General features: G+C 39.4%; 14 protein-coding genes. 5 read left to right on the forward strand and 9 right to left on the reverse strand.

All coding sequences use genetic code 11. From position 1 onward, the window contains the following. Position 1: 1 nt before the first annotated feature. Together VB797_RS25705 and VB797_RS25710 are read right to left on the reverse strand one after the other, a co-directional pair. On the reverse strand, positions 2 to 3,667 hold the full coding sequence (locus tag VB797_RS25705; protein ID WP_323240596.1) for a hypothetical protein: 3,666 nt from the start codon (positions 3,665 to 3,667) through the stop codon (positions 2 to 4). Between the two features lies 1 nt (position 3,668). Continuing rightward, positions 3,669 to 4,601 carry a hypothetical protein gene (locus VB797_RS25710; RefSeq protein WP_323240597.1) on the reverse strand — a complete coding sequence of 311 codons (933 nt, stop codon included), beginning with the start codon at positions 4,599 to 4,601 and terminating at the stop codon, positions 3,669 to 3,671. 1,413 nt (positions 4,602 to 6,014) lie between these two features. On the opposite strand from VB797_RS25710, the gene VB797_RS25715 reads away from it, so the two are divergent. Beyond that, a complete protein-coding gene (locus VB797_RS25715; RefSeq protein ID WP_323240598.1) occupies positions 6,015 to 6,266 on the forward strand; it encodes a HetP family heterocyst commitment protein in 252 nt (83 codons plus the stop codon). A 469-nt stretch (positions 6,267 to 6,735) separates the two neighbouring features. Here the strand turns inward: VB797_RS25715 and VB797_RS25720 are convergent, their stop codons facing one another. Next, on the reverse strand, positions 6,736 to 7,242 hold the full coding sequence (locus tag VB797_RS25720; RefSeq protein WP_323240599.1) for a hypothetical protein: 507 nt from the start codon (positions 7,240 to 7,242) through the stop codon (positions 6,736 to 6,738). A gap of 32 nt (positions 7,243 to 7,274) precedes the next feature. On the opposite strand from VB797_RS25720, the gene VB797_RS25725 reads away from it, so the two are divergent. After that, positions 7,275 to 7,874 (forward strand): cytochrome b/b6 domain-containing protein, encoded by a 600-nt coding sequence (locus VB797_RS25725; protein ID WP_323240600.1) that lies wholly within the window; start codon positions 7,275 to 7,277, stop codon positions 7,872 to 7,874. Positions 7,875 to 8,021: 147 nt separating this feature from the next. Here VB797_RS25725 and VB797_RS25730 read toward each other — a convergent pair whose 3' ends face one another. Continuing rightward, on the reverse strand, positions 8,022 to 9,008 hold the full coding sequence (locus VB797_RS25730) for a Rieske 2Fe-2S domain-containing protein (RefSeq protein WP_323240608.1): 987 nt from the start codon (positions 9,006 to 9,008) through the stop codon (positions 8,022 to 8,024). Between the two features lie 171 nt (positions 9,009 to 9,179). On the opposite strand from VB797_RS25730, the gene VB797_RS25735 reads away from it, so the two are divergent. After that, positions 9,180 to 9,842 carry a TetR/AcrR family transcriptional regulator gene (locus VB797_RS25735; RefSeq protein ID WP_323240601.1) on the forward strand — a complete coding sequence of 221 codons (663 nt, stop codon included), beginning with the start codon at positions 9,180 to 9,182 and terminating at the stop codon, positions 9,840 to 9,842. 31 nt (positions 9,843 to 9,873) lie between these two features. On the opposite strand, the gene VB797_RS25740 is transcribed toward VB797_RS25735, so the two are convergent. From VB797_RS25740 to topA, 5 genes are all read right to left on the reverse strand, one after another. After that, the gene (locus VB797_RS25740; RefSeq protein WP_323240602.1) at positions 9,874 to 12,402 is read right to left on the reverse strand and encodes an HDIG domain-containing metalloprotein; all 2,529 of its coding nucleotides are present in this window, start codon (positions 12,400 to 12,402) and stop codon (positions 9,874 to 9,876) included. A 210-nt stretch (positions 12,403 to 12,612) separates the two neighbouring features. Next, positions 12,613 to 13,506: an ADP-ribosylglycohydrolase family protein gene (locus VB797_RS25745; RefSeq protein WP_323240603.1), complete on the reverse strand. Its 894-nt coding sequence runs from the start codon at positions 13,504 to 13,506 to the stop codon at positions 12,613 to 12,615. Positions 13,507 to 13,674: 168 nt separating this feature from the next. Further along, positions 13,675 to 14,160, reverse strand: coding sequence for a type II 3-dehydroquinate dehydratase (gene aroQ, locus VB797_RS25750; protein ID WP_323240604.1), 486 nt, complete (start codon positions 14,158 to 14,160; stop codon positions 13,675 to 13,677). Further along, entirely contained in the window at positions 14,150 to 14,272 is a 123-nt protein-coding gene (locus VB797_RS25755; RefSeq protein WP_323240609.1) for a DNA topoisomerase I, read from the reverse strand. The genes aroQ and VB797_RS25755 overlap by 11 nt, the downstream gene beginning before the upstream one ends. A 326-nt stretch (positions 14,273 to 14,598) precedes the next feature. Then, complete coding sequence (gene topA, locus VB797_RS25760; protein ID WP_323240605.1) at positions 14,599 to 17,259, reverse strand: type I DNA topoisomerase; 2,661 nt, start codon at positions 17,257 to 17,259, stop codon at positions 14,599 to 14,601. Between the two features lie 475 nt (positions 17,260 to 17,734). Between topA and VB797_RS25765 the strand changes: the two genes are divergently transcribed. Together VB797_RS25765 and VB797_RS25770 are read left to right on the forward strand one after the other, a co-directional pair. Further along, a complete protein-coding gene (locus VB797_RS25765; protein WP_323240606.1) occupies positions 17,735 to 18,028 on the forward strand; it encodes a hypothetical protein in 294 nt (97 codons plus the stop codon). A gap of 374 nt (positions 18,029 to 18,402) precedes the next feature. Continuing rightward, positions 18,403 to 18,732, forward strand: coding sequence for an RNA-binding protein (locus VB797_RS25770; protein WP_323240607.1), 330 nt, complete (start codon positions 18,403 to 18,405; stop codon positions 18,730 to 18,732). Positions 18,733 to 18,954: the final 222 nt, after the last annotated feature.

An 18,954-nucleotide genomic window follows, 5' to 3' on the forward strand; every position in this document is an offset into this window, starting at 1 on the left:
TCTAAAATTTGACTGATTCTTGTTGCTGTGGTGGGGCAACTTTTTGTCTGCCGAATCCACCGAATAATTCGTTAACTTTAAAGCTGACGTTGACATAGGGACCACCCGCAGAACGATAGCCTGTAAAGTCGCGGTCATCGGCGCTACCGAAGGCATAACCGACACCGACGCGGAAATCGGGTGTGAGATAATATCCAGCTTCTACAGCTACGCCAAATTCGTTGTAATCCTGGGTGGGTTGACCAATCCAACGTCCTTCTATTGCTAAATCTGTGCGGTATCCCAACTGATAATTTGCCCGTAGTTGCGCTAGGTTAACGCTGCTATTGCTAGTAAAATTATTTGCTAAGTAGCTATTACTATTACGGAAAGCGTATTTTCCATATAATTCCCATCTCCAACTAGGTGAGTAGATTGCTTCAGCTGAGAAAAGATGGTCGATCGCACCATTTCCGCTACCAAATAACAAGGTATCTGGTGTTGTTGAAGGATTTTGGCGGTATTCGTATTTAAGTAAAGCGTTTAATTTGTCGCTGCTGGGGTCGCGATATGCTAAACCGACGCGGAGGTTGGCTGTATCTGCTAATCCCTCTAATAGTTGGTTTGCTCCACCGGCTTGTTTGTACCGTACTGCTGCGGTTAATGCTGGTGAAACTTTACCGGCTGCTCCTGCGGTAATTACTGTATTGTTGCCTTGATTTCCATCGCGATATTCAAAGCGAGCGTTGGCGTTGAAGTTGGGATTATCGGTGTATTCCATGCCCACGCTGTATGTACTTCCCTGGAATAAACCCAAAGAAGAAGCACTTTGTCCGACTGCATAGGGTTGAGCAAATCTGACACCTGTCGCGGTGCTGCCGAAAATATCTTTAAATACTCGTTCGTAACCTAAATCTAACTTTAATCCAGGTGCAACACGGATACGATGATTTAACCCTATAGAACCTTGGTCGTTCATCCCGTCGATACCGGAAAGCACCGAATAGCGTCCGTTTATAGTGGTATCTTCTGTGAATTTATGTTCGACGAGGGTATCTAAACTAGTAATGCTGTTACCCTCCAACAAGCCACCATCAAAGAATTGGTGAGCTAATCGCATGGTTACACCGGGATACAAAGCCCAATCTAAACCGAGGGTGGTACGGTTGGGATAAAGAGGGTCGCTTTCGTTGAGGTTGAGTTCGTTTTGAGCGCGGAAAGCTAAAGACTCTGTGATGGGAACGTTAAGACTGGATACTAATTGACTCGCAGTTCCCTCAAACTGATTGTTAACTCGATCTTCACGGGAACGATTCACATATTCAAGTTTTAAATCTGATTCGCCGATTTTCTGTTGAACACCGGCTCTAAATGTAGATAAAGAGTTATCAACTTGACTTCCTGGTGTCGGTAGAGGCTGGGGGTTGAATAAGTCAAAAAATTGGGTTTGTTCGGCGGGAGCAATACCGAAATTTTCTTCGTGGTCGTAACCTACCTGAAGACTAGTTGTATCGGTAACTTTAGCGGCAACATCTGCACCATAACGGGTTTGTCCGGGAGCAAAACTCCAAGTGGCGTTATTCGCAAAATTTTCTGTTACCGAACGGTAATAAGCTTGTCCTTTAAAGTCACCAATGTTGCTATTTGCTTCTATACGGTAAGCAGAACCACTGACATCGCCGAAATTGAACGTATTGTGTTGCGATCGCGCATATTCACCCACGATGGAACCGGATGCAAAGGGAGCGTAAAAATCAACTCCGTAAAGTTGAAAGTCCTGCGCTCCTTGGTCTTCTTTTAAATAACTAGCTCCCAAAAATGCGGTTTTATCTACATTCGAGCTACCATTTCGCAAGTTATATTGCAGTCTACCCCCGTAAAGTTGACTGTCTTCACCAGCTTCGTTTTGATAAGTTACTACAATCCGATTTACCAAACTGGCTTCTAAAGGATTTAACTGGGTAGCTTGAATCGGACGACGGAATAAAATTGTCCCTCTGTCGTAATCGATTTCGTAATCAGCACCGCGATATAAAGGCTGACGTTTGATTACCGTACCGGGACGATTAATTTCTTCAGATTCGATAAATACGCTTTCACTACCGGGAACTACCAAGCGACGGGAAACGAAGTAATAACCGCTGGTTCCGTTGGGGGTAATAGTATCTCGCTGGAAACCTTGGATATTATTGGCAAATAATCCTGTTACCTGCAAATTACCGATATTGAAGTTGCTCTTAAACCCGTGCAGTTGTCTGGTAGTAGCAGTATAAAGTTGGGATTGTCTGGCGAATTCTTGAGTATTATAGTCACCCCACATGAAATAATCCGGCTCCGCTCCCTTGATATCGGGAGTGCGTTCGATGCGAGCATAAACGCTATCTGTGGAAGGAGCAGTATTCGTAACCGTTGAACCATCACCGTAAACGGGATATTGTTTTTCACAAGATTGAATACCCCCGAACAACCGATTATCTCCATTACAATCTTGATTCAAAGGGCGATCGCTATTATAAGCTCCTGTAAATAACCATTCTCCAACTTTACCTGTGGCAAAAACTGCTGCATCCAAATCTACAGTTGTACCTTTGTCAATTTCTGGGTTAACAAAGTCGCGGAAACTACCCCAGTAGTCACTACCACCCGCTCCAATTCTCAGATTTACTACCCCCGTGGCTAGGGAAGGACGTAAATTAGTCACAAATTCAACATATGTTACCGTTCCCAAATCTAGATTAGGAGAAGTTTTTTGACCGTAGATAGTAGCGCTGATTTTCGCACTTTGAGCTTGATTCCCTGCCTGTAAAGTCGCCGTAAACTCGCCCCCACGCGCTAATACTTGAAAACCCGGTGCATCTGGTTTGTAGTCTGCACCGATAAATTTTCCGGCATTAGTACCTAAAGTAACAATGACATCTTGCTTAATTAAATTACCTTTTTCGTCAGTAATTTTACCTCGGAAGTCAATATTGGAACGTCCATCAGCCGGAATTCTCGCTTCTCCGACTGGATTAATGGAAATTTTGGTTTTTTGTTCTTGAATGGTGACTTTAACGCTGACAGGATTACCCCCTTGAGCTTGAGCAGTAATCGTGTTTTCACCCTTAGATAAAGGAACGTTATACCAAATTTGAGTATGCAGCTTTTGCGATTCGTCTTTGTGAACGTAACTGCTAATAGATTCGTCTATGGGCTTTCCGTTTACCGTTACCTTGATTTTGGCACTAGGGTGGTGCTGAATTGCAATATTAGTAGTCCCAGTATTAATTACACCAGCTTGAGGAGTAATTATACTAACTTGATTTACTAAGGATAAAGGAATAGAAGAATTTTGCTTTTGCTGTTTCACTTCTTCAAAAGTTATTGGAGAGGAACTATTATTAGTGCGTTCTACTGCTCCCTGCTCCCTACTCCCTACTCCCTCTATTTGAGAATCTTTTAAAGGAATAGGATTAGTATCAATTAAAACTTCTTGTTGCTTTTCTTCTTGACTCGATTCCTCCGGTTGACTAGTCGGAGGTGAAAATAAAATTTCGCTATTATCTTCTACTGATAAATTGGATTCCGGTGAATCCGATGCTGGCTGTTCTATAATTACGTTTTGTGCGGATACACTGACAGTCGGTAATATTACAGCACCACAAGAAATTAAGATTAAATCTCGCTTATTTACACTAAAATTTTTCATATTAACGTCCTCCTCTTGGAAGCTCTCCAAAAGCTGGAGTAACTGCAAAATTGATTTTTCCCATACTTCCAGGAGCTAAACGCACCAAGCGAGACTGACTATTATTTTTGATTTTGTAAAGATTCGGAGCCTGAATATAGCCCGGTAAACTGGTATAGTCCAATGTTGCGGTACGATTACCCGAAATTACGTTAGCGACAGAATACATTCCGTTAGCATCCGTGAGAATACGATTACCATCATCCATAAAAATTACCGCATTCGGAACTCCAGGCTCCCCCGATTGCTGTTCTCCATCGAAATTTTTATCGACAAAAACACGTCCAATTAAAGTCGCACAATCAGAAACAATACCCGGACGAATTCTTAATAAATGGCTTGCTGTATTACTTCTCAAGTCTCCAGCAGAAGCCACAGCCAAGTTTCTGCCGCTTCCTCGCATTCCATCGGGTGTAACCGTAACCGCGTAAACCACACTGAGAATTCCTTGGGGTGGAATGCTACCAGCATAGTTAATTCCCACCGTGCGATTTTGTACTGGAGTAGTCGATACTGTAACTTGAGTTGTTGTACTACCGTCAGTTAAGGATGCTTGTACCGATTTTTCCGCTAATTTCAAACCTAATGGAAGGGTATCGTTAAGAGTTAAATTACTTGCCGATACCACACCAGTATTACGAATTGCAATCCGGTAAGTTACCGTGTCCCCAGGTTCAGCAGCACTTTTATTAGCAGTCTTAGTTATTTGCAAAGCTGCATTCCCGGCTCTAAAAGTTGTACTGTTAGTGTTAAAAGAGCCAATATTATCACCTCCAAACACTGCTGTATTAGTTATTTCGTCAGCGATCGCAGGTATCGCTTTCAAGATAATTCCAGGAAGCAACAACCACAGCAGAAGGTAACTATACCTCCACCGCTTTATTCTTAATCTCATGTGTAATTAGAAATTCTTAAATTGGGAAGGTTTTGACGTTTATAAATTAAAAGAACTATTCCCCGATAGATATCAATTGTATTTTTTTATACAAAATAATGCTTTAGCTTTAATACTCCAATACTTAAGCATTAGAGTAATATCACAGAAGTTTAGTCTTGCGTGGTAAATGCTCGATCAAATTTTTTAGGTAGATGCAGAGAGTACCCAAATACAAACGGTTTTTTGTTTGAAACCAAATATAGCAAGTTATCAATACAGCGGAAACAGGTTTTATACGGAGAAATAGATTTAAAAGTATGATTTTTCTGGCATTTATTCCGTAAAAAAGCGGAAAATTACTTATTTATCTCTTTATGCAAATCGCTTTCTAATGAATTGGATATTAAGAACGACCTCAAAACCTTTTTAATAAGCTGACACATACTTTACATATCGCTCTAAAGGATGCTTAAGTCTCATGCACTAACTAATTCTCGACAGGTAGCTTCTGAAAGCTAAAAAATATAATCGGTATTTTTGACAATATCAGGATGTATTCTCTTTCACAGAAAAGCTGAAATTTTAGTTTTTATTCGTTACTAAATAGTTGAGTATAAATAACGATTCAAAGCGCTCTATTTATCGGAAATTTATTTGAAATAATTATCGTATAAACTTATAAATCTACGTTTATTGGAGTAAAGATACATAATTTCATGAAAAGTTTTACAAGTAAATGTTTAATAATGTGTAAAAAAAGATGCCATATTACAAGTAAAAAATAATTATATGAACTTAAATAATCAAAAAATATAATTATTAAGAGGGTCTAACCCCCTGATATTGTTTGTCTGGTAATCATCTATAAATAATTAGATGGATATAAATTTCTTATTGATGGGATATTTGACAAACTGCTGATTTTTTTCAACGATAACTAGTACTTCTACCGTCTTTATTCGATGAAAACGTACCTTCATACTATTGTCTACTTCTATACAACTAATTAAGAATGCTTTGATTTAGGCGATTTTTCTAAGATTCTTAAATAAAAATTAATCTTTTTTGAGTAATTTTACAAACAGTAAAGTATTAAAAAAATAAGATCCGTTACTTCTATAAATTGATTCAACATTTCCAAAAATCTAAGGGTAATTTTATGAAGTATAAGACATCTAACTCTTTAGCTAGATGACGATATTTAAAAAAGAAAAAAAACTCAATTAAATAAATCATTTACATAAATGATTATTATTAGTATTTAAGCAAGACAGTAAAAATATTATAAATTTTATATAAAGATTTTGAAAAAGTATGAAATGCTGTTGCAATAAAATTATAAACTTTGTAGTAGAAAGATTTAATTTATCTATAAAGTGTTCCCCCTGATTCAATAAAGTATTTTTTTAGCTGCGAGCAAAATTGAAGGTAATGAATAATAAACAGGTTGAAGAAGTGATTAAAGCAATTCTTACCCGAAAGTATTCTTGGGCTTGTGTTTTAATCCTGCGTTTTCATGGATACGATCCGGTAGATTATATACCTTATCGCACTTACATAAGATTACTGAAAGATAATTACCAAGCTCATCAAAAAGACACAAGTGATGCCGTTGTTAGAACTGTAGATTTTAATGATTTTAAATCTAATAAAATGCAGCTTGTAAAACAGAAAAAAAGTTAATAAGTATTTTTTTGAAGGCTAAATAGAGATAGAAAAATTTGAGTAGCCAATCTTGGTTTGAAAACAAGTCAGTCTTACCTAAAGAGAATGATTTATCGAATTGGATTCTCTCCTTAGCTTGGTTTTGTGCAAAACTGTTTCCGGTCGAACTGGCTAAAAATAAATATTTGAGTCAGAGAATGCTAATTCACAAGTAATGCGATCGCGGGTCTTAAATCCCGCTTTTTTGCAAAATTAGAAATAGCTAGTAGTCTGTCACACTAACTTTGAGGGGTTAGCGTAGTGCGTGTGCGTAAGCGCAGACTCACGTTAACGAAGTTTGCCCGAAGGGTAGTGTGCGCTCGTTGCTTTTAGCCCGCTCGCTGGTTGTAACGAGCGACCAAGATGGTCGCACTACGAATTTCTTACCCCGCAAAATTAATGTGGTGGAGTATTAGTAGTCTATTGCATTAAAATTGACGGGTTTTCATCATAACCTGCCGGTGGTTTTCAACCCCCGTCTAATAGCGAAAGTCCTATAAATAGGACTGAAATACAAGCGGTCAAAATTAATGAAATGAAGTACTAATACTTGACGACACAAGTTCTGCGGGATCGAGGTAGTGGGAGCCGAAAAGCTCGCTAATTGTCTGGTAGTATTCGTTAACTGTCTGGTAGTATTCGCTAATTGTCCGGTAGTATTTGTTAATTGTCTGGTAGTATTCGCTAATTGTCCGGTAGTATTCGTTAATTGTCTGGTAGTATTCGCTAATTGTCCGGTAGTATTCGTTAATTGTCTGGTAGTATTCGTTAACTGTCTGGTAGTATTCGTTAATTGTCCGGTAGTATTCGTTAATTGTCTGGTAGTATTCGTTAATTGTCCGGTAGTATTCGTTAATTGTCCGGTAGTATTCGTTAATTGTCTGGTAATACGAGCTTCTAGCTCGCTGATTGTAACGAGCGAGCGGGACGCTCGCACTACGAATACATTACCCACCTAGTTATACTTCGCTTAAATACTTTAGATATATGACTTCTAGCATTCCGACTTCAAGAAAGAAGTTCCCCACCCAAGCAATACCGGCTAAGATTTTTCATTGGGTTAACATTGTCAGTCTCTTCATCATGCTTACTAGCGGATTGCAAATTTATAACGCTAACCCAGTTTTTGGTGGACGTGGAGGTTTGCATATTCCTGGAATCTTTACTCTAGGAGGTTGGTTAGCAGGAGGTAGACATTGGCATTTTGCTGCAATGTGGTTTTTTTCGCTGAATCTTTTATGGTACGGTATTTATGTTTTAATTAGTCGCAGATGGCAACATCGGTTTGTCAGCAACAAGGATTTAAAAGCTTTACAGAAAACCAAAAATTCCCAACGCTTAGTTTATGCTTGGCATCGTATCGCGTACACAAGCATTATACCGATTCTTTTACTGGCATTATTTACAGGAATAGGAATGTATAAACCGGCTCAATTTCCTTGGATTGTAGAAATGTTTGGTAGTTGGGAAGCACTACGAATCGTTCACTTTTCTTCTGTACCATTAGTAATTCTGTTTGCGATCGCGCATTCTTGGTTAGGTGCAAAAGCGGGTGGTTCGGAATTAACGGAATCGATGTTCTGGTAGGTACTCGCTTTCCAGCAGAAGATTACTGAGGAAAAAAACCGCAAAGACGCAGAGGACACAGAGAAAAGAATAGAGAGGTATAGGTAATTTTAGAGCGAGAAGGGAGTAGTTACTTATTAGTATTGTTTCTTTCCCTATTCCCTATTTTCAACTTTTAGATAAATTCGGTTCTACAACTTCGGGAAAATTATCAAAATTACGTTTGACCCAATCGATTCCTACTTCGTTATTCAACTTGATTTTTTGCTGAGAATTGGGATAAATCTTTCCTAAAATATCCGCATCTTGTTCTACTATAACTTTTGCAAATTCGAGGGCTGTTTTCCCAAAAAATTTAGATATGGGGCTATTTGCTTCTCCGAACATTAATATATATGTCCGGGTTTTATTTTCAGATTCCGGTACGAATAAATGACATTGAGCAAGTTTCCCAAATACTGTTTGTCCGTGGAATATTACTAAACTAGGAAAGTGATTTTCTAAATGAGCTTTAATAACTTTTGGTATTAACAATAAATCGGGTTTTTTAATTTTCTCAGCTAAACTTACAGGTGCTGTAGGCATATCATAAAAAGCATGAGATTGATGTCCGTTATCAATAAATTTTTCAAATAGTATCTCTTGAATTTTGAATAGAGGACGATGGGTACCGTTTTGATGGTTATAATCGTGCATATTTAACAGCATCGGCAGCAGTTCTGTATTTACGCTAGTGTCTGCTGTATGACCAATAAAATCGTATTTAGATGCAATTTCATTCAAGATATTCGGGATAGGTATTTTCGGTTCTATTCCTCCATAAGACCAAATAAAATCTCCTTGAATAATCAATTCTAAAGGCTTTAATTGCGGTAAAGTTTTCTTATTAGAACTTGGTAAAACAGTACAACCTGCGCTGTCAAATTCCAAAGCGTGAAACGGACAAACAACCACGCTGCTGTTATCTTCTTTTGATTCACACCAGCCTTCAGACAACATTGCTCCCATGTGGGGACAAGCATTAGGTAAAGCGTTGATTTCTCCTTTTGCGTCTTTCCACACTACGTAATCGGAACCGTAGAGAGAAATTTTTGTCGGCTGATTTACCTGTAACATTGATTTGTGCGCTAACAGCCAAGGTGCGCCAAAAAGCATTGACATAGTTATTTTTTCCTTTTATTTATAAAATAGTATTGAGATTGAATAGCGGCATCAATTTAATTAACTAAAAATTTAGTTAGTTAATAATATAGGTAATTTATTTCTTATTGTCAACTATTAACCAAATTTTTAGTTAAGATGATTTGGTCGGTTTGATGGAGAAAAGTGAGTCGTTCTAAACAGTCAAAACCCTTATTTCGTAAACCTCGTCAAGTACGCGATGCAGAAGCTACGAAATCTCAAATACTTGATGCAGCGATGGAAGAATTTGCTAAATACGGTTTGAATGGTGCGCGTACAGAAAATATTGCATCTGGTAGTGGTGTTACGAAAGCGATGATTTACTATTATTTTGAGAGTAAAGAAGCCTTATATCAAGCAGTATTGAATCAATTAGCCTTACAGTTGAATGAATTAGGACTAGCTAAACTAAACTTAAACGAATTGCATCCAGAATCAGCTTTGAAAACTGCCGTATACGCATTCATCACCTATCAAGCGACTCATCCTTGCTTCGGTAGAATATTGTGGCAAGAAGCACTTCAAAATCAAGGCAAGTATTACAAGCAAATTGATTGGAACCAAAGCTATAAATATCTATTAGAAATTTTAGAAAGAGGAATAAACATCGGTTGTTTCCGTCAGTTCGATCCTTTTTTAACCGCAATGCATATCAATGGAGTTTGTAATTTCTATTTTGATGCTTACGAAAATATTAAGCATTTGACACCAAACCTAGATTTACGAAGTCCAGAAATGATTGAAAAGCACGCTCAAGCAGCAATCGATTTTATTATGGCTGGAGTTGCGAACAGAGGAGAAGAGTGAAAAGTAAATTCCAATTACCCATTACCCATTCTTAATTATTCGCTTTCAACTTAGGATAAGCAATTCGTTTGTGATGGAACTGTTGCCAAACTCTGACAAAGATTTCAGCTATTTGTGTCATTTCTTGTCGTGTTAAGCCGGAATCCGCGAGTTGATTATCTTTCCACCTAGCCCGTAAGATATTGTTAACCATATTCAAGGCTTTTTCTGGTGTAGCATCTCGAAGCGATCGCAATGCGGCTTCGCAAGAGTCAGCTAACATGACTATTCCGGTTTCTCGTGACTGGGGGGTTGGTCCTTCGTAACGAAAATCTTCGTCTTTTATCTGTAAATTTGGATTATCTTTAGCTAATTCTTGAGCTTGATGATAAAAATAAGCAATTTGCATTGTTCCTTGATGTTCGGGAATAAATGCCTGTATTGCTGTGGGTAAACTGTGCTTTCTTGCCATAGCTAATCCCGCACTTACGTGCTTTTTGATCAAATCGGCACTGATCCAAGGGTCATTAATTTCTTCATGCTTGTTTGGACCTCCCATTTGATTCTCGATAAATCCCATTGGGTCGTGCATTTTACCGACATCGTGGTATAATGTCCCGGCTCTAATTAGTTCAACGTTGCATTTAAGTTCTTTGGCTGCGGCTTCGGCAAGAGTGGCTACAAATAAAGTATGTTGAAATGTTCCGGGGGCTTCTGTTGCCAAACGTTTAAGTAAAGGACGATTGGGAGAAGCAAGTTCTGCTAAACGAATCGGAGTAACTAAGTCAAACAGTTTCTCTAAATAGGGACTTAATCCCAAAGCTATAATGCTCCAACCCAAACCGGATAAAGCTAATAATCCGGCTTCCTGAAATACAAGATAAGAGGTTGAAGTAAACGCAGTGCCTAACATTACTTTTAATAATAAGTACACACCACCTTCAGTTAAAGAAATTCCAAAACCTAATACTGCCAATTCTTCACGAGAACGCAGGTTTTGTGCCATACAGGTACCGAGTATTCCTCCTGCTGCACCAGCTAAAATTGCTGTATTGCCGATATCTAAATTCATGGGCAACAACAATATCGACAGCAATCCTATTACCGTAATTCCTAAAGTGCGTCCGTAAAAACTGCCTAATAGCAATCCAACAGCACTCCAAGTTGCAAAAGGAATACCTAAAATAAGTAAAGATGGACACGATAGTGCCAGTAATAATACTAAGAACCGATCACTTTGACGCAATCGAATTTCTAAACGTTTTTCGATTAAAGCATAAATACCAATTGAGAAAGCGATCGTGCTTCCTAAATAGGTTAATCCCAGCCAATTAGTTTCGCGACGAATCAGATTATAGTTTTCTAATACTGCTAAATTCCAAGCTGTAATTTCCTGTCCTTTTCTAACAATTAATTCGCCTTTTTCCACCATTACCATGACTGGCGGTACTTTGGCTGCGGCTTCATCCGCTTGTAGTTCTGTTTGTTGTTCGTCTTTTCTTAAATTTGGCTGTAAAACGCTTACCAATAATTTAGTTGCCCATATTTTAGCATCTGCGGGTACTAATAGCTCAGATTTCTGTAAATGCAGGTTAATTACGTACTCTAAATTTTCGTGGGGTAGTCCGGGGTGAATACCTTGAGCTAAGATTAATTGGGCGCTTTGTAAGATGCCTACTTGAATTGTTGACCATTGATCGTCGCTAAATTTGAGTACGCTGTTGTCGTTATATACTATTCTTGCTGGCTTGGAAACGCCGAACGTTGCAAGCTTTGCTTCGGCTTGAGCGTACATTTGTCGTCTTTTTTCGATTATTCCAATTAGCGATCGCAGATTTTCGGGAGAAGTTTTAGCACGATATAGCTGTAGTTGACTTAATGCTTGTTTAAAATTGGGGTTTTCCGTCGTAGTATCAATAGCTGGGGTTTCTGTAACGGTACGATTACTCCTATTAGCAACAGTCACACCTTGGATTCCACTCCTCGCAACGTTTTGATTCCCATCTTCTAAAAATATTAATATTTGCTTCCATTCCTGCTCGGAAGCGGAACGAAGGAAATCTTGGGTCAAAGGATTCAATACCTCAGTGTCAAAAAACGGAAAAGCTCCAGCAGCAGCGCGAATTTCGTTTCCTTGTTGTAGCAATTTTCGTAAATCTTTCTCGGCTGTTTCGTTAATTTGCTTGTCTACCATTAACCATTGCCGAGAATTTTCCCTAGCAGTTTCGCGCAGCAATTCTGTTTTTTGCTTGTTTTCTATTTGAGCAGTATAAGGTGCGACTATTGTTTCGCGAGCGAGGGCTTGTTCTTGCAACTGGGGCTGGCTGTATAATTTGTATCCTATCACTCCTGTCATCGCAACCAAAGCAATTGCAAACACAACCAAAGAATGTTGAGGAATAAAACCCCAACAAGCTGCGTAAATACCACGTTTAGCTTTAACAGACTTTACCATTGGGTTGGAGAAGGATTTTTTATACCGATTTTCACTCTTAGATACATAATTACGTAGCGCTTTGTATCGTCGTCCCCAAATAGCTGTTGCTTGTATTAAGGATTTAAGAAATGGCTGCATTTTCATGACCTATGACCGCAGTGCTTATAAGAATGGTTTGACATCAGACATTCCTGAACCGAAGCAGACTTTAAGCTTGCTGCCATCATAGTTACCATTTAATATAAATCCTGGATTACTTGTTAATAAGTATAGTTTTTTGCTCGAAAAAGATTTTTAATTATTTGATGCAAGATAAAGGTACTGTGTTTGTTGAGATTTTTTTGATAAATATCGTTAACGCAAACGGATGATATTTGGGGCTGCAATTGCCTCATGGGTCGAAATTAAATCTGGAACCTCCTTTTTCTCTAAAAATTGTGGTGATACATAATATACTCCCGACCATACAGCCACTAATGCATCAGCTAATTTTACCATTTGGGAAAAACTAGTTAGTTCCCCCAAAGCTAATTTTGCATTATCTAACCCTAAGTGCCAAGTTATGGGTATACCAGCCATGCTGTTATAGGCTCCCGAAATTGCCCCCGCGATCGCGCTACAAATTTGTGAGTTTTGCTTGTCTATGGTAATTGCTTGCAAGCAGGTTAGGCGAAAATCTTCTTGATTACTTGCAAAACAATAAATTGCTGTGGCGATCGTATTGCTCAAATTATTTTCTTTACCCAAGCAATTTTTCCATTCTACTAAGTCAGCATTTTCTATCAATAGATAGTTGACTTGGTGTAGCTTTTTTGGTATATCGGTTGTAGTTTCACCAATAAAAGAAGTTATCTGTGGTATGGTATTGCAATTAATTTTCTCATTTAATGATTGAGCGATTAAATAAGATACTGCTAAGACTGCATCTCTTAATAAAGGATGATGATAATTTTTAATCGCTAGGAGCAAATTTTCTCTGAGTTTTAAATGATTGTCGTGAAAAAATAATGTGATAGGTAAAGTTGATAAAATCAAGTCTGCCAATATTAAATTGGATGGTGCTTCTAAAATTGTTTGTTGAATCTCACCTTGGTTTAAATCAAACCTACCCTGGTATAGTAAGCCGTTTATTTGTTGGGCTGCTGCTTTGCTCCATAAAAGAGGTTGTTCGGTGATAGGAGCTAAATTTTGCCCAATTAGACACCCGACCAAAGCACCCCGGACTCTACTTGTAAGTGAGTAGCGCATATAGTTACTGAATTAACTAAAAAATAGTCAAATAAATCATGCTTTTATAGGTTATAACTACAACTGTGCAAATACCTATTCGGAATACAATGCAATTTTTTCATATTTTTTGATAATTTTCGCGGGTGTAGCGCTAATATCCGCTCTGAATTATTAGTTTTAACTAACTCAAGGCTTTCTTAAGTGGTCAACTAAAGCCTGCAATCCCAAAACATAGCTTTTCGCGCCAAAGCCACTGATTTGACCAACTACGACAGGTGCAATATAGGAATGATGTCGAAATTCTTCCCTACGATATATATTGCTTAAATGAACTTCTACAGTCGGTATATTCACTGATGCGATCGCGTCTCGTAATGCTACACTCGTGTGAGTATAGGCACCCGCGTTAATAATGATGCCTTGATGTTGATGTTTAACTAACGCATCGTGGATGGCATCGATTAAAACGCCCTCGTGGTTAGACTGCACGGCACATATTTTGGCTGACAAAGAACGTCCTGCTTCAACTAATAGACGATTAATGTCATCTAAATTAAGCGAGCCATAAATTTCTGGTTCGCGAGTTCCTAGTAAATTCAGATTCGGTCCGTGCAGTACTAAAATGCTTAAAGAAGGTGAATTTCCTTCACGAGCATTTGAGCTATCTACCACGGCGAGAACGCTCGTTTACAGGAATTGGAATTAGTTCAGCTTCCGGCTCAGCTTGTGGCCCTAAAAGAGCATCAATCAGCTTGCGTGCTAATTCCTTAAGCTTTTCAAGCACTTTATCGATATAATCCATTTAACTGAACGCTCCTGAGTACTAACTCAAATGTCAACTATCGGTTACGGAAAAACTGAGGTAAAAACAGCACCGCTGGTTGAGAAATTTGTTGATACCAAACCCCTCCACACGGGGAGCAAGTCATTAGATGATAACTACGAACTCTCCCTTTATTATTTTAGGTTATCACATTAGCCACTGGTAGGGCAGAATCTAACTTCTTCAGAATGATTTTGCAATTGTAATTGTTAACCAATAGTTGAAAATCAATAGTCCGAAAGTATGAGAACATCCAGACTATTGAATGGTAATAGAAGCACGCTGCGTCAGCTTTTTTCAGTTTCCGCAGTTTTCTTTTTAGATTTAGCGGTGGAAGTCTTCTTAGTAGTGGAAGTTTTGGATTTGGTTGTTTTACGAGTGGATTTACTTTTAGGTGCTTTATCGGCGATTAACTTGAGTGCTTTCTCTAAAGTTATGCTTTCTGGTGTTTCACCTTCTGGAATGCTGACGTTGGTTTTACCATGCTTGATATAAGCTCCATAAGGACCGTCATAGATGTTCACTACTTCTTCAGTATCCGGATGAGAACCCAGTTCCCGTAAAGGCTGCTTGGATTTACTTTTGCTACCGCGTCCTTTTTTCGGTTCGGATAATAATTCCAATGCTCTTTCTAAGGTGATACTCAATACGTCATCACCGGCTTTTAAGGAACGGTAGTCTTTTGCATCTTTGAGATTGTGAACCACGTAAGGTCCGAAGCGTCCCAAATTAGCTTGGATGCTAGCCTTTGTTTCTGGATGTTCTCCTAATTTTCTCGGCAGCGATAGCAGACCAACAGCCATTTCTACCGTTACGTCTTCTGGCTTGACATTTTTAGGCAGTGATGCTTGCTTTGGTTTAGGATTTTCTTCGGATTTCTCACCCAATTGGACGTAGGGACCATAAGGACCAATCAACATGAAAATTGGTTGGGCTGTTTCTGGATGAATGCCGACTTGATCGGGACCTTCAGTTTTTTGCTTGAGTAATTTTTCGACTTGTTTGGGGTCGAGGTCGGCTGGAGTAAAATCTCTGGGAATAGAAGCTGTAATTGTTTCATCGCCATTTTCGGCTTCCAAATAAGCGCCAAATTTACCAATGCGAATTATCACATCTGGGATGTTCAAGTCCACAGTTCGGGATTGATTTGGATCGATGATGCTTTCTTGTTCCTTAACCAAAGTATCCAAGCCTTTTTCGCCGAGATAAAATTGTTTGAGATAAGGTAGCCATTCTGCTTCCCCGGTAGAAATATCATCAAGAGTTTGCTCCATTCTCGATGTAAAGCCCGGATCTACGACTTCGGGGAAATGGGTTTCCAGCAACTTGGTAACGGCAAATGCGGTAAATGTGGGAATTAAAGCATTATTTGTTAATTGAGCGTAGCCTTTGTCGATAATGGTACCGATAATGCTGGCGTAGGTACTGGGACGACCGATTCCTTCGCTTTCTAAGGTTTTCACTAAAGTTGCTTCAGTGAATCTGGCTGGTGGTTGGGTTTCGTGACCGACAGTTTCTAAGTTTTGGCAGTTAGGGCGATCGCCGACTTTCAGGTTAGGTAAAATTACTTCTTTATCTTCGAGCGCTGCTTCTGGGTCATCGGAACCTTCTACGTAAGCTCTTAAAAAACCTGGAAAATCAATTCGTTTACCCGAAGAACGAAAACCTGCGTCTTCCACCTGTAAATGCATGGTGATTTGAGTTTGTCTCGCATCTGCCATTTGACAAGCTACGGTACGCTTCCAAATTAAATCGTACAGTTGCAGTTCTCTACCGCTCAAACCAGTTTCTTGCGGGGTACGGAAGCTGCTTCCAGCCGGACGAATCGCTTCGTGTGCTTCTTGCGCTCCCTTAGATTTGGTCGTGTACTGTCGGATTTGGGGAGACAAAAATTCTTTGCCGTAGAGCTTTTGTACGCAGTCTCTTGCAGCGGTAATAGCTTGTTCCGACAAATGCACGGAGTCGGTACGCATATAGGTGATGTAGCCTTGTTCGTAAAGGCTCTGAGCAACCCGCATGGTATCCCGCGCCGAAAGCCGCAACTTACGGTTAGATTCCTGTTGCAGGGTGGAAGTTGTAAACGGAGGTGCCGGTTTGCGCGTTACCGGACGTTCGTCAAGGTTTGTAACTTCCCAAGTTTTATTAGTTAACCGTTGTTTTAGAGCTTCGGCTTCTTCTTCGTTGAGCAGAACAACTTGACGACCTACGGTAATTTGCCCAGTTGTAGAGTCGAAATCGCTACCAGTTGCTAGTTTGGTTCCAGCCAAAGTTACCAGTACGGAATTAAATGATTGCTCTTTACCCTTACTAGATGCAGGAGTTAAAGCTGCTTTCAAATCCCAGTAGCTACCGATGTTAAAAGCACGACGTTCTTTTTCTCGCTGTACCAGCAATCGTACCGCTACAGACTGTACTCTTCCAGCAGATAAACCCCAAGCAATTTTTTTCCACAACAAAGGTGAAAGGGTATAGCCGACGAGTCGATCTAAAATTCGTCGCGTTTCTTGAGCGCGAACCAGTTGCTCGTCTACATCGCGGGTATTTTTGAGGGCTTTTTTAATGGCTTCCGAGGTAATTTCATGAAATACCATCCGCTTTGTGGGGATTTTTGGTTTCAGCAATTGGTATAAATGCCAGCTGATACTTTCCCCTTCTCGGTCTTCGTCAGTCGCTAAAATCAGTTCGGTTGCGTCTTTTAGCGCTTCTTTTAACAGCGTGACAACCTGCTTTTTGTTTTTGGGAACTACATATAACGGTTCAAAGTTAGCTTCTACGTTTACTCCCAACTGCGCCCATTGTTGTCCTTTGACAGCAGCGGGAATTTCACTGGCTGACTGCGGTAAGTCACGTACATGACCCATAGAAGCTTCTACTCGATAATCCGATGGTAAGTAGTTACGAATAGTTTTAGCTTTGGTCGGAGATTCGACAATAACGAGAGTTGACATGGAAGTTTCAAGAAAAAAATAGCGGCTAAGCTAAACAGTCAATTAGGGGACAATTAATCGGAAAATGTCAAGATAAAATCTTACTAAGGAGCAAGGCATAGCTTTTACATTAACTGCTTGACTCGATCGGCATTCAATGATGCCTACTATAAAGTTAAGATAGTTGAAATTGGGTTATCGAGAGCAGTCCTCTTCAATCTTTAACTTATCTTGAGCATAATTGGCGACTACCATTTTTATTTGTTACGCTTTGATGTCGGCGATCGCGTTGCTGGAAAGACTTACCAGATAAGGTGGGACAAAGTTTGACAAGCATATTTAATAATTTTTCTTTTGGATAACTGTTTTTTGTGATTTTTGTCAATATTTAGTATTGTGCCAAAATAGAATTTAATTTATTTTCAATTGATTTTAATTTATTTAAATTAAGTACCGGATTTATTTCCGATAGTTTGACTACCTTGTGAGGAAAATCATGAAACCAATTCGTCAAGGTGACGTAATTTTACTTCCTGTAAAGCCAGTCGAGGGACTTCCTGAATCGGGGCTGACTTTAGCTCGCGGAGAAGTTACCGGACACCGACACCGTATTTCTCAAGGAGATGCACAATTATTTACAAAGGAGGGCAATTTATATTTACGCATTTTTTCTGCAAATGCTCTCTTAGCCCACGAGGAACACGGTTCCATTACTGTACCTCAAGGACATTGGATGGTGCGAATTCAGCGCGAATATGAACCAGAAGGATGGCGTTATGTTGCCGATTAGTGGGGGTGGGATTTGATTTACGTCGCAATGACGTAGCTGCATAGTCCTCACGCAAGTCCTGCGAATAAATCGGTTTAGACAAAGCCGATGGGTTGCCCTTTATTAATAGTCAATGCATTGTCGGGAAGCGCGATCGCCCCGAAATAACGAAAAGGACAAAAAATGTTCGTACCAACTATTAGTTTATTTGCATTAAACTATCAATAATATAGTAAAAACTGATACTTATTTTTGTATTGCGTAGTTAGCGAAAAAAAGTTGTGGTAGGATAATGCAGGAGTAGTACGTTCGGTAAATGTGTTCTTGTTATTAAGTAAAAGTCGCAAGCAGCTTTCCGGATGTCCCCTCTACACGATTGGATTCTAGAGAGTTTTATGTCAATCTACGTTGGAAATTTAGCCTACGATGTTACTCAGGAAGACCTTACTAAGGTGTTTGCTGAGTACGGTGGTGTGAAGCGGGTTCAGTTACCTACCGATAGGGAAACTGGTAGAGCGCGGGGTTTTGGTTTCGTGGAAATGGAATCAGAAGCCGCAGAAAACGAAGCCATCCAAGCCTTGGATGGTGCTGAGTGGATGGGTCGGGTAATGAAAGTTAACAAAGCTAGACCGCGAGAAGACAAAGGTGGAGGTGGAGGTGGAGGTGGACGCTCCGGTGGTGGACGCTCCGGTGGTGGAAGTTGGGGTAGAGATAATAGCTATTAGATATTATGCAAGTCTTAATATTTGATTGAGTTTATTCTAAGCTAACCTTAAGCTAATTATAATTTTTAAGTAGGGATGTTTCACAATGGAATGTCCCTACTTATTATTTTGGTTATTTGGAGTTTTGACATACTTTCCGGCGTGAACGCACGGGGATTCTAATTCATGGGTAAATGGTCGCTTTGCTGAGCCTAGTAGTTATGAGGGGTTAAAATAATTCGT

Source organism: Rivularia sp. UHCC 0363 (assembly GCF_034931125.1).
Lineage (GTDB): Bacteria > Cyanobacteriota > Cyanobacteriia > Cyanobacteriales > Nostocaceae > Rivularia.